Annotated in this window: 16 protein-coding genes; 8 read left to right on the top strand and 8 right to left on the bottom strand. The window is 69.8% G+C overall.

Features of this window, described 5'->3' with window-relative positions; all coding sequences use genetic code 11:
* Nucleotides 1-63 precede the first annotated feature (63 nt).
* Together ABD357_RS17460 and ABD357_RS17455 are read left to right on the top strand one after the other, a co-directional pair.
* Nucleotides 64-546, top strand: a complete 483-nt coding sequence (locus ABD357_RS17460; protein ID WP_425584897.1) for a hypothetical protein — start codon at nt 64-66, stop codon at nt 544-546.
* An 81-nt stretch (nt 547-627) separates the two neighbouring features.
* The gene (locus ABD357_RS17455; protein WP_344391113.1) at nt 628-1,359 is read left to right on the top strand and encodes a nucleotidyltransferase family protein; all 732 of its coding nucleotides are present in this window, start codon (nt 628-630) and stop codon (nt 1,357-1,359) included.
* 92 nt (nt 1,360-1,451) lie between these two features.
* Here ABD357_RS17455 and ABD357_RS17450 read toward each other — a convergent pair whose 3' ends face one another.
* The 6 genes from ABD357_RS17450 to ABD357_RS17425 all read right to left on the bottom strand — a co-directional run bounded on the left by ABD357_RS17450 (nt 1,452) and on the right by ABD357_RS17425 (nt 8,133).
* Nucleotides 1,452-3,158, bottom strand: a complete 1,707-nt coding sequence (locus tag ABD357_RS17450) for a DoxX family protein (RefSeq protein WP_425584905.1) — start codon at nt 3,156-3,158, stop codon at nt 1,452-1,454.
* An 87-nt stretch (nt 3,159-3,245) separates the two neighbouring features.
* On the bottom strand, nt 3,246-4,187 hold the full coding sequence (gene rlmB / locus ABD357_RS17445) for a 23S rRNA (guanosine(2251)-2'-O)-methyltransferase RlmB (protein ID WP_344391110.1): 942 nt from the start codon (nt 4,185-4,187) through the stop codon (nt 3,246-3,248).
* Nucleotides 4,188-4,305: 118 nt separating this feature from the next.
* Nucleotides 4,306-5,706: a cysteine--tRNA ligase gene (gene cysS / locus ABD357_RS17440; RefSeq protein WP_344391109.1), complete on the bottom strand. Its 1,401-nt coding sequence runs from the start codon at nt 5,704-5,706 to the stop codon at nt 4,306-4,308.
* Between the two features lie 265 nt (nt 5,707-5,971).
* Complete coding sequence (gene ispF / locus ABD357_RS17435) at nt 5,972-6,475, bottom strand: 2-C-methyl-D-erythritol 2,4-cyclodiphosphate synthase (protein WP_344391108.1); 504 nt, start codon at nt 6,473-6,475, stop codon at nt 5,972-5,974.
* Nucleotides 6,465-7,208 carry a 2-C-methyl-D-erythritol 4-phosphate cytidylyltransferase gene (gene ispD / locus ABD357_RS17430; RefSeq protein ID WP_344391107.1) on the bottom strand — a complete coding sequence of 248 codons (744 nt, stop codon included), beginning with the start codon at nt 7,206-7,208 and terminating at the stop codon, nt 6,465-6,467. Before ispD ends, ispF begins: the two co-directional genes overlap by 11 nt.
* A 442-nt stretch (nt 7,209-7,650) precedes the next feature.
* Entirely contained in the window at nt 7,651-8,133 is a 483-nt protein-coding gene (locus tag ABD357_RS17425; protein ID WP_003953493.1) for a CarD family transcriptional regulator, read from the bottom strand.
* 653 nt (nt 8,134-8,786) lie between these two features.
* On the opposite strand from ABD357_RS17425, the gene ABD357_RS17420 reads away from it, so the two are divergent.
* Nucleotides 8,787-9,512, top strand: a complete 726-nt coding sequence (locus tag ABD357_RS17420) for a copper chaperone PCu(A)C domain-containing protein (protein ID WP_344391105.1) — start codon at nt 8,787-8,789, stop codon at nt 9,510-9,512.
* A 91-nt stretch (nt 9,513-9,603) separates the two neighbouring features.
* Here the strand turns inward: ABD357_RS17420 and phoP are convergent, their stop codons facing one another.
* On the bottom strand, nt 9,604-10,284 hold the full coding sequence (phoP, locus tag ABD357_RS17415; protein WP_033322296.1) for a two-component system response regulator PhoP: 681 nt from the start codon (nt 10,282-10,284) through the stop codon (nt 9,604-9,606).
* Entirely contained in the window at nt 10,281-11,624 is a 1,344-nt protein-coding gene (gene phoR, locus ABD357_RS17410) for a two-component system sensor histidine kinase PhoR (protein WP_344391103.1), read from the bottom strand. The genes phoP and phoR overlap by 4 nt, the downstream gene beginning before the upstream one ends.
* A 340-nt stretch (nt 11,625-11,964) precedes the next feature.
* Between phoR and phoU the strand changes: the two genes are divergently transcribed.
* The 5 genes from phoU to ABD357_RS17385 all read left to right on the top strand — a co-directional run bounded on the left by phoU (nt 11,965) and on the right by ABD357_RS17385 (nt 15,310).
* Complete coding sequence (phoU, locus tag ABD357_RS17405) at nt 11,965-12,642, top strand: phosphate signaling complex protein PhoU (RefSeq protein WP_344391102.1); 678 nt, start codon at nt 11,965-11,967, stop codon at nt 12,640-12,642.
* Nucleotides 12,643-12,805: 163 nt separating this feature from the next.
* On the top strand, nt 12,806-12,958 hold the full coding sequence (locus ABD357_RS17400; RefSeq protein ID WP_344391099.1) for a hypothetical protein: 153 nt from the start codon (nt 12,806-12,808) through the stop codon (nt 12,956-12,958).
* A gap of 186 nt (nt 12,959-13,144) precedes the next feature.
* Nucleotides 13,145-13,393, top strand: coding sequence for an SCO4226 family nickel-binding protein (locus ABD357_RS17395; protein ID WP_344391097.1), 249 nt, complete (start codon nt 13,145-13,147; stop codon nt 13,391-13,393).
* A gap of 143 nt (nt 13,394-13,536) precedes the next feature.
* Nucleotides 13,537-13,743, top strand: a complete 207-nt coding sequence (locus tag ABD357_RS17390; protein WP_344391095.1) for a hypothetical protein — start codon at nt 13,537-13,539, stop codon at nt 13,741-13,743.
* Nucleotides 13,744-13,891: 148 nt separating this feature from the next.
* A complete protein-coding gene (locus ABD357_RS17385) occupies nt 13,892-15,310 on the top strand; it encodes an ATP-binding protein (protein WP_344391178.1) in 1,419 nt (472 codons plus the stop codon).
* Nucleotides 15,311-15,518 lie beyond the last annotated feature (208 nt).

Genomic DNA, 15,518 nt, shown 5'->3' with positions numbered 1-15,518 from the left:
GGCCGTCGCTCGAACTGATTACCAAATGTCGCCAAATCATTACCCCGCGCTACCCTCACTCGCGTGAAGCACTCCACTAACCCCTCGACACGACGCGGCCGTCGCCCCGCCGACCGCCCGACGCGGCACGGCCGCGGTCCGGCCCACCGGATCGGCCGTACTCTCGCCCTCGTTCTGCCCGTCGTCCTGGTGCTCTCCGGGACTCTCGCGGTCGCCACGGTCCCCTGGTCGAGGAGCGACTCCTCGGCCTCGGTGCTTGCCGCCTCCGCCGAGAACGCGGCCTCGCGGCCTGCGTCCAGCACCCCGCAGGACGTGCTGCGCGACAAGCTCCTGCTCGAGCTCCAGGAGAAGGACGCGGGGGTGGCGCTCACGCACCTCCAGGAGGCGGTGAACGGCCGCCCGTCGCTCGCCAGGCACTGCGCCTCCATCGCCCGCGCGCTGGGCCGTGCCGCCGTCGCCAAGTACGGCCCGTCCCGCGCCCAGTCGTTCTCCCGCCCCGTCTGCGACACGTCCTTCGCCACGGGCGTCGCCGACGGGCACGGCTGACGGGCGGCAGGCTGACGGGCCGGGTGACGCGGCCCGACACCGGCACAAGCCCCGGGCGGGGCGCGTCGTACAGTGCGGTTCATGAAGCATCCGAACGCCGCGTCGCGCCCCGTTCAAGCCGTTGTCCTGGCCGGTGGCCAGGGCTCCCGGCTGCGTCCCTACACCGACGACCGGCCCAAGCCGATGGTCGAGATCCCCGGCACCGGGACCCCGATCATCGGCCATCAGCTGACCTGGCTCGCCGAGGAGGGCGTTACGGACGTGGTCGTCTCGTGCGGCCATCTCGCCGAGGTCCTCCAGCAGTGGCTGGAGTCGGCCGAACTCCCCGTCCGCGTCACCACGGTGGTCGAGAAGGAACCCTTGGGCCGCGGCGGCGGCCTCAAGTTCGCCGCCCAGCATCTGCCCCACCCCGATCAGCCCTGGTACGCGACGAACGGTGACATCTGGACCCGTTTCTCGCTGCGCGACATGGCGGACTTCCACACCGAGCGCGACGCGGTGGCAACCCTCGCGCTGGCCCGCCCCCGCATCCCGTGGGGTGCCGTCGAGACCGACAACTTCGGTCACATCACGGACTTCATCGAGTCCCCGCCGACGTCGTACGAGATCAACGCGGGCGTGTATGTCTTCTCCCCCGAGTTCACCGACATGCTGCCCGACCTCGGCGACCACGAGCGCACCACGTTCCCGCGCCTGGCCCGCGAGCGCCGCCTGTTCGGCTGCCCGATCCCGCAGGGCGCGTACTGGCGCGCCATCGACACCGCGAAGGACCTCGCAGAGGCGGCGAAGGAGCTGGCGGCACTGGGGCGTTGAGCCTCGCGGCTGTACGTACGTCACTGGGGCCCCGCACTCGTGAAAGTGCGGGGCCCCGACTGCGTACCGGCGAAAGGCCGTTACCCGAACCGCTAGCCGAGCAGACCGCCCACGAGGCTGCCCTCGTCCGAGCCTCCGCCGCCGCCACCACCGGAACCGCCGGCACCACCACCCGAGGCGCCGCCCGAGTCGCTGCCGCCGCCGGTGCCTCCGGGGGAGCCCGTCCCGCCCGTGGCGGTGCCGCCCGAGGAGGACGGGCCCGCGCTGGTGCTGGGCGCCTCGGCGGGGGGTGCCGTCTGCTGGGCGGGCGGGACCTGGCCCGTGCCCTGGGTTTCGCTGGGCCGGCCGGCGCCCGCGGTGGCGGACTCGCGGGAGGCGCCCGGGGTGTTTGTGGCGTCCTTCTCGGAGGGGCTGGCCGAAGTCGCGCCCTGGGTGGGCGAGTTGGCGGCCGAGGGGCTCTCCGAGCGGCGGTCGTCGCCGGACTCCTCGGGGAGTGGGGAGCCGGGGAGTTCGTTGCGCGGTGCCTCGCCGGGGCCGGGGACGACCACGCGGTCGGCGTCGCGGACGGCACCGCCGAGCATGGAGCCGACGAGCAGGGTGAGCCCGACGACGAGGGTGCTGATGAGGGCGCCGCGGCGCAGGACGTAGCGGCGCAGGTCCCAGATGTCGGCGCGCGGTCCGAGCCGGCGCCAGGCGCCGCCCGCGAGGCGGCCGTCGACGGAGTAGACGGGGGCGCCCGTGATGATCAGCGGGGTCCAGGCGGCGAGGTAGATGATGTCGGTCGCGTCGTAGGCGGGGTCGCTCTTCCAGCTGATGGTGATCAGGAGCGCGGCCGACAGCAGCGCGCCGACGACGGCGGCGGCCCGCTGCCACAGGCCGAGGACGGTGAGGACGCCGACGATGACCTGGAAGAAGGCGATGAGGAGTCCGGAGCCGACGGGGTGTTCGAGGGCGAACTGCCGTAGCGGCTCGGCGGCTTCCCAGGGCTGGAGGGTGCCCAGCCACTTGACCATGGAGCCGCGCTTGCCGCCGTCGAAGAAGTGCGGGTCGCAGAGCTTGCCCATGCCGGCGTAGATCGAGATGAAGCCGAGGATGAGGCGCAGCGGGAGCAGGACGACGCCGAGGTTCATCCGGCGGCCGGGGTAGTACGCGTGTCGTACCGGGTCGGCGTGGCGCCCGCGCGGGGCGTACTCGTCGGTCTCGTAGTCGTACGCGTCGACCTCGAACTCGCCCTCCTCGTACGGGTGTTGGCCGTACTCCTCGTCCGCGCTGCCCGAGGTGCGCATCTGGGGAAGGATGGGGGTCTGGCGGGTCTGGGGGATACGGGGGCCGCCGATGGTGGGGGTCGCGACGGTGGCGTCGGGGTCGGTGTCGTATCCGCCGTAGCCGCCGTATCCGGAGCCGCTGTAGCCGCTGTCGTCGAGGCGCGGGATGACCTGGGTCGCCCCGGCCTCGCCCGTCGGATCCTCGGCGCCGTGGTGCACGGTGGTGCTCCGCGCGGCCTGCAGCAGGCGCGTGGCGCCGGTGTCGTCGGGTGCGGACCTCCCGCTCCAGACGACAGGGGCGCGGCGGCGGGCGCCGGCGACGGGCGGCCTGCGCGAGGGGTCGGCGGAGCTCAAGTGGCTTGCGACGCGCGGGGACTGCGTACGGGAGCCGGTGCCCAGCTGCACGCGGAAGCTCGCATGATTGACGATGACCTGCGCCGGATCGCTCGGCACCTTCACCATGCTCAGCGCGGGAGCGTCGTCGAAGCCCGACGTGCGGTCCCCCGTGGGTGTGCGGGGTGTTCTGGTGTCCACACTCATCTAACCGAGTGACGTGTCGTTAGGACACTGCCTTGACCGTCCCGATCTGTCCGGACTCCGTCAAGATCACCCCGCCCACCGTCAGGCCCGGCGCCGAGCCGCCTCGTACAGCACGACGCCCGCCGCCACACCCGCGTTCAGCGACTCGGCGCCGCCCGGCATCGGGATCCGTACGCGGAAGTCGCAGGTCTCGCCGACCAGCCGTGACAGGCCCTTGCCCTCGCTGCCGACGACGATGACGACGGGTCCTTCGAGCGCCTCCAGCTCACCGATCTCGCCGTCGCCGTCGGCGGCCAGGCCGACGACGATGATGCCCGCCTTCTTGTACGCCTCCAGGGTGCGCGTCAGGTTGGTGGCGCGGGCGACGGGCGTACGGGCGGCGGTACCGGCGGAGGTCTTCCAGGCGCCGGCGGTCATGCCGGCGGCGCGGCGCTCGGGGACGACGACGCCGTGGCCGCCGAAGGCGGAGACGGAGCGGACGACGGCGCCGAGGTTGCGCGGGTCGGTCACGCCGTCGAGTGCGACGATCAGCGGGTCCTCGCCCGCGTCGTACGCGGCGGCGGCGAGGTCCTCGGGGTGCGCGTACTCGTACGGCGGGATCTGCAGGACGAGGCCCTGGTGGTTGAGGCCGTTGGTCATGCGGTCGAGTTCGGGGCGGGGGGCCTCCATGAGGTGGATGCCGCCGCGCTCGCCGACGAGCTGGAGCGCCTCGCGCACCCGCTCGTCGTTGTCGATGAACTGCTGGACGTACAGCGTGTTCGCGGGCACGCCCTCGCGCAGCGCCTCGACTACGGGGTTGCGGCCGACGACGAGTTCGGAGGTGGACTTGCCGCCGCGGCCCTTGGGGGCGGGGCGGCGGGCGGTCTGCTTCGCCTTGGCGGTGGCGACGCGGTTCTTCTTGTGCCCCTTGCGCATCTCGGCGGGCGGGGTGGGGCCCTTGCCTTCCAGGCCCCGGCGTCGCTGGCCGCCACTGCCGACCTGCGCGCCCTTCTTGCCGGACATGCGGCGGTTGTTTGCGGCCATGACCTACCTGTCTGTGTGAAAGCGTGCGTGTGTACGTCTCTGAATGCGTTGTGCGTCTATGAAGTGTGCCGCCCGGAAGGCCGGACGGCACAATCGATCAAGGAAGCCGCCGAAGGGATCAGCGCGGGCCGAGTGTCCAGCGGGGTCCCTGGGGACCGTCCTCGATGACGAGGCCGGACTGGTTGAGCTGGTCGCGGATGGCGTCTGCGGTGGTCCAGTCCTTGCGGGCGCGGGCCGCCTGGCGCTGGTCGAGGACCATGCGTACGAGGCTGTCGACGACCCCGTGCAGATCCTGGCTCTGGTCGCTCTCCCCGGCCCACTGCGCGTCGAGCGGATCGAGGCCGAGGACGCCGAGCATGGCGCGCACCTCGGCGAGCCGGGCGACGGCCGCGTCCTTGTCATCGGCGGCCAGCGCGCTGTTGCCCTGCCGGACCGTGGTGTGCACGACGGCGAGGGCCTGTGGCACTCCCAGGTCGTCGTCCATGGCCTCGGCGAAGGCGGGCGGCACGTCGGCCGCGGGCTCGACCGGCTTCCCCGCCAGCTCCACGACCCGCTGGATGAAGCCCTCGATGCGCGCGAACGCCGACTCGGCGTCGCGCAGGGCCTCTTCGCTGTACTCGATGGTGGAGCGGTAGTGCGGGGTGCCCAGGTAGTAGCGCAGCACGATGGGCCGCCAGTGCTTGACCATCTCGCCGACCAGCACGGAGTTGCCGAGCGACTTGGACATCTTCTCGCCGCTCATGGTGACCCACGCGTTGTGCACCCAGTACTTGGCGAACTCGTCGCCGTAGGCCTTGGCCTGGGCGATCTCGTTCTCGTGGTGCGGGAAGACCAGGTCCAGGCCACCGCCGTGGATGTCGAAGGCCGAGCCCAGGTACCTGTGAGCCATCGCCGAGCACTCCAGGTGCCAGCCGGGGCGGCCGCGGCCCCACGGCGTCTCCCAGTCCGGCTCGCCGGGCTTGGAGGCCTTCCACATGGCGAAGTCGCGCGGATCCCGCTTGCCGGTGATGCCCTCTTCGGCGGGCTGTCGCATCTCGTCCAGGTCCTGCTTGGACAGCTCCAGATACGAGGGCCACGACCGCACGTCGAAGTAGACGCTTCCGTCGGCCTCGTAGGCGTGCCCGCGCTCGATGAGCGTGCGCATCATCTCGACCATCTCGGTCACGTGGCCGGTGGCACGCGGCTCGTACGTCGGCGGCAGGCAACCGAGGGTGATGTAGGCGTCGCCGAACGCCCGCTCGTTCTCGTAGCCGATGGACCACCAGGGGCGGTTCTGCTCGGCCGCCTTCCAGATGATCTTGTCGTCGATGTCGGTGACGTTCCGGATGAACGTGACGTCGTAACCACGGAATTCGAACCAGCGGCGCATGATGTCGAAGTTCAGCCCCGACCTGATGTGCCCGATGTGCGGGGCGGCCTGCACGGTGGCACCACACAGGTAGATCGAGACACAGCCCGCTGAGAGCGGGACGAAGTCACGGATCTGCCGGGCGCTGGTGTCGTACAGGCGAATAGTCACGGGTCCAAGGGTAGTGGGTGTCCATCCGGGGGTTTGTGCGGATGCCTTTGGCGGTTGGGCGGCTTGGGTTCGTGGTTTGGTGCGGGCACGTAGTGGCTGATGAGCATGATGGCTGACGGCTCCGGGAGCGCCCCTTTAGGGGCGCGGGGAACTGCGCGACAAGCCACGACGCACCCGCAGCCGCGACACGAGGTGTCACCCCCACCCCCTGGCGCAGCCCCCGGTTTCGGGAAGGGGCGCGGCTGGGGAAAGGACGACGCCAAGCTCAGCCCACGCGAACGACCAGCGCCGTGGCAACCGCCAGCAACCCCTCGTCCCGCCCCGGGAACCCAAGACCATCCGTCGTGGCGCCCGAGACCGAAACGGGCGCCCCCACCGCATCAGAGAGCAACTTCTGCGCCTCACCGCGGCGTTTGCCGATCTTGGGCCGAGGCCCGACGACCTGAACGGCAACGTTGCCGATGTGAAAGCCGGCGTCGCGGACGATACGCGCCGCCTCGGTGAGCAGCGTGATCCCGGACGCCCCGGACCACTCGGGCCGCCCCGTACCGAAATGAGCCCCGAGGTCACCGAGTCCGGCGGCAGAGAAGAGCGCATTGCAGGCGGCATGCGCGACGACGTCCGCGTCGGAGTGCCCAGCCAGCCCCGGCCCCTCCCCCTCCCACTTCAGCCCGGCACACCACAGCTCCCGCCCCTCCTCGAAGGCGTGCACGTCGGTACCGATCCCGACCTGCGGCAACAAGAAGGGCGGGGACGTCTCAGAAGCCATCGTTCGCCCTCCGCCGCGCGAGTACCGCCTCGGCCAGCACGAGATCGAGCGGCCGGGTGACCTTGAACGCCTCCTCGTGCCCCGGCACGACCACGACGGGCTTGCCCAGCTGCTCGACCATGCTCGCGTCGTCGGTGACTCCGTCCGTGACGGTCTCGTGGGCGTGCAGCAGGGTGTCCCGGTCAAAGCCCTGCGGAGTCTGTACGGCCCGTAGCCGCGCCCGCTCGGGAGTGGCGACGACCGGCTCGGGCGAGCCGTCGGGACGCGGCTCGACTTCCTTGACGGTGTCCGCAAGAGGCAGCGCCGGCACGACGGCGGGGGCTCCGTCCCGTACCGCCTCGATGACCGCGTCGACGGTGTCGACGGGCACCAGCGGCCGGGCAGCGTCGTGCACGAGCACGATGTCGATGCCGGGCGGCAGCACATCGAGGCCGAGCTTCACGGACTCCTGCCGGGTGTCACCGCCGGGCACGACGAGGAAGTCGGTGCGCTCGGGCAGCGAATGCGTGTCCAGGAGCGACTTCACCTCGGCGGCACCGTCGGGCGGCGCCACGACGACGACCAGCGAGACGGCGCGCGACGCGGCCATCGCGCGTACCGCATGAATGAGCATGGGAGTGCCGTTCAGCGCGCGCAGCGCTTTGGGGGCGCCCGGCCCGAGGCGCACGCCTCGGCCCGCGGCCGGAATCACGGCCGCCGTACCGGCCCCGGGACGGCGGGAATCGTCAGACATCGGTTCCTGTCGGGTTTGTGTCCGTATGGGTGTATACGACCAGGCCCTGTCGCGGCTCTTGTCATCAATCCGGCGTCCACCGGACGTCAATCCAGTGCCCGCCGGACGCCGTTCGGCGCGTCCGGTTTGACCCGCCGGTTGACGTCGGTTTGACGACCGGGCCCGTGTGGGTATGGCCTCAGCGTGCCGGGCGCGACGCCTTGACCGGGGACCCTTCCGTGACATCTGGTCGAGCCAGCTGCCCGGGCCCGGCACGCCAAGTATCGGTGGCCGGAAATTCATTACCCAGCCGCTGACGTACGGTCGTACGGTGTTCTGAGTACGAGCATGCCGCAGCGCCCGGCGACAGAACTTACGTCATCGGGCACCGCGGCATTTCAATTGCGTACGCCGGACCGCTCGTTTCGCCTCTGGTCGGGAAGCGATCAGAGAGTGACGTGCGTCAGGACGCGAGGACCTCGTCGAGCAGGGCCTCGGCCTTGTCCTCGTTCGTGTTCTCCGCGAGGGCGAGCTCGCTCACCAGGATCTGCCGAGCCTTGGCGAGCATGCGCTTCTCGCCGGCGGAGAGTCCACGCTCGCGCTCACGACGCCACAGGTCACGGACGACTTCCGCGACCTTGATGACATCACCGGAGGCGAGCTTCTCGAGATTTGCCTTGTAACGACGCGACCAGTTCGTGGGCTCCTCGGCATACGGCGCGCGCAGCACTTCGAAGACCCGGTCCAGCCCGTCCTGACCGACCACATCACGCACGCCGACGAACTCCGCATTGTCCGCTGGCACACGCACCGTCAGGTCGCCCTGGGCGACCTTCAGCACCAAGTAGGTCTTGTCCACGCCTTTGATCTGGCGAGTTTCGATGGCCTCGATCAGCGCGGCCCCGTGATGGGGATAGACCACGGTGTCGCCAACCTTGAACGTCATGTGACAGGTACCCCTTCCGTGGCTATCCAGAGTAACACGAGAACCGCATCTTCTGAATGGCGTTTTCGCAGGTCAGGGCACATCTCGGGGCTTGACAACAACGACAGGAACGTGCTTCGAGGGGGCAGGACGAGGGGGTATTCGCAGGTCGGAGCGGTTCCTCGAGGGAGGCGAAACCCGCCCGTTACAAGCTTTCGAAGGCCTACTCGCGTGGCCGAACGTCCAGATTTGTCGGGTTCCGGTGACGGGGCTTGCGCTACTCCGTTCGGTGACCGGGGGCGGGTACGAGACGAATCCGGAATTGATCACGCCAGACCGAAGATCAATTCTCTTGCGCACTCCCGATCGCATTCCTTATGGGAAATGTTGTCAACGTGGCTTGGGTTACGAGGACGTGCTCTTGTGCTCTTTGTGTGCAGAGTCATGCAAAGTCATGTCGAGTGACTTGAGGAGCGCCCTCCTCGGCGCGATGGGCGCAGCGACGCCAGAACCGTAGGTGGGGGTCCCCCCGGTTCGAGCGAAGTCGAGAACTGGGGGAGGGTCGGGTGCGGGGGCTCGGTGGAGGATCGGTAACCTGAGCCGCCGACAGACCTTAGGGCGGCTTTACACGTACGCCGCCCTGCTCCGCCCACGTTCAAGGAGTTGCCGCCGCCGTGAGCAGCAGCCTTCGACGCGGCGCCCTCGCCGCCGCCGCCATCGCGTTCTCGATCGCCTCGCTCGCCGCGTGCGGCGCCGGAAGCAACGCCCAGTCGCTGGAGATCAAGCCGGACAACGCGGCGACCAGCGTCGGCGACATCCAGATCCAGAACGCCGTGGTGATCACCCAGCCCGACCCTGAGTCGACGGGCCCGGCCGCGATCTCCGCGACCCTGTTCAACAACGGCAACAGCGACGAGACGCTGGAGTCGATCCGCGTCGCGGGCATCGAGGACCCCGTCACGCTCAAGCCCGCCGAGGGTTCCGGCCCGATCACGGTCCCGGCCGACGGCTCGGTGATCCTCGGTGGCAAGAACAACGCCTCCGCCGTGCTGAACAGCAGCCGCGAGGCCCTGGAGGACGGTGACGCGCAGCAGGTCACCTTCACCTTCAGCGAGACGGGCCAGGTGAAGCTGCGGGCGTTCGTCGTCCCGGCCGAGGGCTACTACGCCGAGTGGGGCCCGTCCGAGACTCCCCAGGCGCCCGGTTCCGAGGGCTCCGGGAGCCCGAGTCCCACCCGGTCTCCGGCCTCTCCGTCGCAGTCGCCCTCGGGAACGCCGACCGAGCCGGGTTCCGGTGAGGCCGGCGCCGACGGGGCCGGGCAGGGCGCCTCGGACGCGGCCTCGCAGAGCGCGTCGCCCACGGCTCCCGAGGCCGGCGAGGACGCGGTCGCGGAGGACTGAGCGGCGTACGGCTGCGGAATTCTCGTACGTACGAAGGGCGGGACCCCAGGAGGGGTCCCGCCCTTCGTCGTGAGTGCGCGAGAGGTTCGGTTTACGGCTCGAACTTGTACCCGAGGCCTCTGACCGTCACCAGGTACCGGGGCGCGCCAGGGTCCGGCTCGATCTTGGCGCGGAGTCGCTTGACGTGGACGTCGAGGGTTTTGGTGTCGCCCACGTAGTCGGCGCCCCAGACGCGGTCGATGAGCTGCATACGGGTCAGGACGCGGCCCGCGTTGCGCAGCAGCATCTCCAGGAGGTCGAACTCCTTGAGGGGGAGGTCGACCTTGGAGCCGGAGACGGTGACCACGTGGCGGTCGACGTCCATGCGGACCGGGCCGGCCTCCAGTGCGGCGGGGGTGACCTCCTCGGGCTCCCCGCGGCGGCGCAGTACGGCGCGGATGCGGGCGACCAGTTCGCGCGAGGAGAAGGGCTTGGTCACATAGTCGTCGGCTCCTATTTCCAGGCCGACGACCTTGTCGATCTCGCTGTCCTTGGCGGTGACCATGATCACCGGGACGTTCGAGCGGCTGCGCAGCTGGCGGCACACCTCGGTGCCGGGCAGTCCGGGCAGCATCAGATCGAGCAGGACGAGGTCGGCGCCGTTGCGCTCGAACTCGTCGAGGCCGTCGGGCCCGGTGGTCGCGATGGCGACCTCGAAGCCCTCCTTGCGGAGCATGTAGGACAGAGCGTCGCTGAAGGACTCCTCGTCCTCGACGACGAGCACTCGGGTCACGGAAGGACCTCCGGGGCAGAAAGCGGTTCGTACGGGGATGTTGTGGGGGTTGTGACGGTGGTCGTTCCGTCGGGCGGCCCGGCGTCGACGTCGTCGGCGAGTCCGGACGTGTGGTCGGTCGCGCGGTCGCGGGCCACGCCCGCCTCCGGCAGCCGGAGGGTGAAGGTGGAGCCCTGGCCCTCGGAGCTCCACACCGTGACCTCCCCGCCGTGCGAGGCGGCCACGTGCTTGACGATCGCCAGGCCCAGCCCCGTGCCCCCGGTGTGGCGGGAGCGGGCCGGGTCGACGCGGTAGAAGCGCTCGAAGATGCGCTCCCGGTCCTTCTCGGAGATGCCGATGCCCTGGTCGGTGACGGCGACCTCGATGAGGTCTCCGCCGGGCGCGGGGACCCGGCGCGCGGCGATTCCCACGCGCGTACGGGCGGGCGAGTAGTTCACGGCGTTCTCGACGAGGTTGCCGAGGGCGGCGGCCAGCTGGCCGCGGTTGCCCCAGATCTGCAGGTCGGCGGTTCCGTCCGCCCGTCGCCTGCCACCATCCTCGTCCGAGGCCCCTATGGGCCCGCCCCCCACATTGGCGGCCATGGTGATCTGCTTGGTGCCGGCCTGGTGGCGGCAGCGGTCGATGGCCTCGGCGACGAGTTCGTCCACGCGTACGGGCTCGGCGTCCTCGAGGGGGTCGTCGTTCTGGACCCGGGAGAGGTCGATGAGTTCCTGGACGAGGTTGGTGAGGCGGGTGGCCTCTATCTGCATGCGTCCGGCGAAGCGTTCCACGGCCTCCGGGTCGTCGGAGGCGCCCATGACCGCCTCGGAGAGGAGGCTGAGCGCGCCGACGGGGGTCTTGAGTTCGTGGCTGACGTTGGCGACGAAGTCGCGTCGTACGGCCTCGATGCGGCGGGCCTCGGTGAGGTCCTCGACCAGGAGGAGTACGAGGCGGGAGCCCAGCGGTGCGACGCGGGCGGACACGGCGAGGGCTTCCCCGCGGCCGGTGCCGCGGCGTGGCAGGTCCAGCTCGACCTGCCGTATCTCGCCGTCGCGCCGGGTGTCGCGGGCCATCTGCAGCATGGGCTCGACGGCGAGCTTCCCGCCGCGTACGAGACCGAGGGCGTATGCGGCGGAGCTGGCCTTGACCACGGCGTCGGCCTCGTCGAGTACGACGGCGGAGGAGCGGAGCACGGACAGGACCGTGTCGACTCCCGGCGGAAGCACCGGGTCCGTGTGCAGCGAGGTGCGCGTCGGCCGCTTCTGCTCCCGCTCGCTCCAGCGGAACGCCAGCATGGCGATGACGCCGGTGAGTACACCGGCGATCGCTGCCGCTGCGGCGACCGCCGCGTTCACGTCCATGGCTCCAGGTTAGGCATGACGTACGACCCCCTTACAGCGTCCAGAGTGTCAGCTCGAACACTCGTCGCCCAGAGTTCACCGTGGGGACCGTGCCGGTTCACTTGTCCCGAGCGGCTTCGGAGGAAGGCATACCGACAGGGAGGGGTCATGTCGCTCACAGTTCACCTGGGTGATAGGGATGGTTCATTTGAGGTGGCGGAAACGGACGCGTTCAGGCCGGACCGTGGGAGCGTGGGGTACGCGAGCCCCTCGGAATCCCGCAGGGGACTCGTGCATGGGGAACCGTGTACGGGGATCCGTGTACGGGAGCCGGAAGCAGACGTAAGAGAGGGACATCCTGATGCGCGACGCGTACCACGAGGAACTTGACTCGATCGGCGAGGGCCTGGTCGAGATGGCCCGGCTCGTCGGGTCGGCGATCGGGCGCGCCACGACGGCGATCCTCGACTCCGATCTGAAGCTGGCGGAGACCGTGATCGCGGGCGACCAGAAGGTCGACGATCTCCAGCACGAGCTCGAGGCGCGGGCGATAGCCCTGCTGGCACGGCAGCAGCCGGTGGCGACGGACCTGCGGATCGTGGTCACGTCGCTGCGGATGAGCGCGGACCTCGAGCGCTCGGGCGACCTCGCCCAGCATGTCGCGAAGCTCGCCCGCCTCCGCTTCCCGGAGCGCGCGGTCCCGCACGACCTGCACGCCACGATCCTGGAGATGGGCCAGCTCGCGCAGCGCCTGATGGCGAAGGCGGCGGAGGTCATCGTCACGAAGGACGTCGACCTCGCGCTCCAGCTGGAGCAGGACGACGACGCGATGGACACGTTGCACCGCGCCCTCTTCCAGCACCTCATGGACGACCGCTGGAAGCACGGCATCGAGACGGCCGTCGACGTCACGCTGCTGGGCCGCTACTACGAGCGCTTCGCGGACCATGCGGTGTCGGTGGCGAACCGGGTGGTGTACCTGGTGACGGGGGAGCACGCGGACGAGATTCAGCCTGTGACGGGTGTCGAGGGGGCGTAGGCGCTCCGCTGCGGGGCGTACGGGCCGGGTTGCGAGGGCGTGCGGGTCTGTTGCACGGGCGTACGGGTTTCGTGGTCGTTGCCTGGGAGCCTCCGTGCGCCGTTGCCGCGCCGGACGGTGGGGGCCTGCAATGGGCGTAGGCACAAGCCTTCGAGGAGGGACCATGGCCGAATCCCCCACCACCCCCGACCCCACCCGGGATCGCGAGACCGAGCAGCCCGCCGAGATCATCAGCCTCCCGCTCGTCGCCGCCTGCGGCTGCGGGGCGGGCTGCAAGTGCGGCTGCCAGTCGGGCAGTCCTTGCCAGTGCGGTTGAGTTCGCAGGGCTTGTACGGCTTGTACGGCTTGTACGGCTTATAGGGCTTGTGCGACGGCTCGGAGCCCGCGTCGTCGCACAGCCCGGTCGCACGAGCTGCCGTGAGCGGTCGCCCGCGCGGCCATACGGGCGCAGCATGGAGGAGAGGGAGCCGGCGAACTCGTAAGCGCAAGGTGATGCGGGGCCATGGCTCACTTCATGGACGTCCACCGCGGAATGCAGGGCATCACGGCCGAACAACTGAGGCAGGCCCACCAGGCGGACCTCGCCATAGAGCGGGAAGAGAACGTGCACTTCGAGAAGGCCTGGGCAGACCCCCAGTCCGGCACGGTCTACTGCCTCTCCGAGGCCCCCACTGCCGAAGCCGTCCGACGCATCCACGAACGCACCGGCCACAAGGCCGACGAGATCCATCCGGTGCCGCTGGAGGTTTGAGGGGGGAGAACGGCCCTCTCGGGGTGCAGCTACCTGCACCCTCGATCCGGCAGAGCACTCCATGGTTCCGGCAAGCGGGCGACGGCATGGTTGAACCCGTCGAATCCAAGAGGTTCACAGCTCCCGAGCCGGAAGGAACTCCCATGAACTCGCTGCTGTCCACAAAGACAAGCACCACCAAGGACGCCCTGCCCGAGCCCTCCGCCGAGAGCGACCTCGCCCCACTGCTCACCGCCTGGGAACTGGCCCACTCCACGGCCACCGACCCCGACTGGCGCCACCTCCTGGACGAACTCGCCCACCCCGACACCACCCAGGCGTTCCACCGCCTGGCCGCCGCCGCGGCTTGAACTCGTACGTCCGGCGGGGCACCGCCCAGGCCCTCCGCCACCGCCCCTTCTTCGAGAGTCCAGCAAGTTACTAACATTGATGTTAGTAACAACGCTGTTAGTATCTCTCGTATCTCCTTGAGTGTGGCGACGTGTGGAGGACAACACCGTGGGCGACTTCGTGGGCAGGACGCGCGAACTCGATACGCTCGACCGCGAGTTGGGCAAGGTGGCAGCGGGGCTCGACAGGGAACGGCCCGGGCGGTGCGTGATGCTCCGGGGGCGGCGCCGCGTAGGGAAGTCACGGCTGGTCGAGCGATTCGCCGAGCGGTCAGGCGCGCCTTTTCTCTTCTACGCCGCCACCGGAGCGGCGCCGAGGGCTGATCTCGAGCGTCTCAGTCAGGACGCACAGTCATCGAACCTTCCGCTGGCCGGTCTGTTGGCCTCGGCCCGCCCGGAAAGCTGGGATGCAGCCTTCGACGTGCTGGCGGCGGCTCTGCCGAAGGACCGGGCAAGCGTGGTGGTCATGGACGAAGTGCCCTACTTGATGGATGCGGAGGGTGCGTTCGAGGGCACGTTGCAGCGGGCCTGGGACAGGGCGCTGGAGACCAAGCCGGTTCTGCTGATCCTCATCGGCTCGGACCTGTCGATGATGGAGGCGCTGAACAGCTATGGCCGTCCGTTCCACCAGCGCGGACGGGAGATGGTGCTCGGTCCTCTCAATCCTGCCGAGGTGGGCGGAATGCTGGGCCTCGATGCAGCCTCGGCATTCGACGCGGCACTGATCACCGGTGGACTGCCCTTGATCTGCGCGGAGTGGGAGCACGGCGCCGGGACGGAGGACTTCCTGGCGGCGGCCCTCAGCGATCCGGTATCGGCCCTGCTGGTCTCGGCGGAGCGGTCACTTGCCGCGGAGTTCCCGCAGCAGTTGCAGGCGCGCGCGGTACTGTCCGCGATCGGCAGCGGGGAGCGGACCTTCACCAACATCGCCCGCGCGGCCGGCGGCCTCGGAGCAACCCCCCTCCAGCGCTCACTGGGGATACTCACGGACAAGAGGGTGATCGCGGCCGAACTCCCGGTGTCCACACGCCCCTCGAAGGACCGCCGCTACCGGGTCGCGGATCCCTACCTCCGCTTCTGGCTGAGGTTCCTGGGCCCGGCGATGGAGGAGATCGAACGAGGCAGGGGCGACCTGACGCTGGGCCGTATCCGCGAGAACTGGACCAGCTGGCGCGGCCGGGCCGTCGAACCCCTCGTACGTGAGGCCTTGGCGCGCCTGCTGCCGGATGCGAAGCTGCCCGCAGCCCCCGCAATCGGCGCCTATTGGACCCGCACCAACGACGTGGAGATCGACATCGTGGGGGCCGACCGCGGGCCCATTGCCAAGGAGTTGCTCTTCGTCGGCTCGGTGAAGTGGCTGGAGAATTCCCCTTTCGACCGCCACGATCTCGCCGCGCTGCACCACCACCGCGCGGCACTCACGCCCGACCCCGTGCCCGTGGTCGCGGTATCGCGCAGCGGGACCGACTGCACGGGGCTCGATGCCGCATACGGGCCGGCGGATCTTCTCGCCGCGTGGCCTTCCTGACCAGGCAGAACGGCAGGAAGGTAGACGAAAAACCTCAATCTGCACCGTAAGCGCAGGTCAAATCTCGCGGTCCATCTTGGCTCGCACCGCCTCATGCGTCCTGTCGTACATCTCGCGGTCCATATGGGCCCGCATTCCGGATCGAGCCCGCCTTCGAATCGGGCCTGGGACGCGTGCGGTACAGCGACTTCCATCCAGTCCGACCAGT

This window comes from Streptomyces vastus, assembly GCF_039532825.1.
In the GTDB taxonomy this organism is placed as follows: Bacteria; Actinomycetota; Actinomycetes; order Streptomycetales; family Streptomycetaceae; genus Streptomyces; species Streptomyces vastus.
This window is presented reverse-complemented; position numbering and strand designations above follow the sequence as displayed.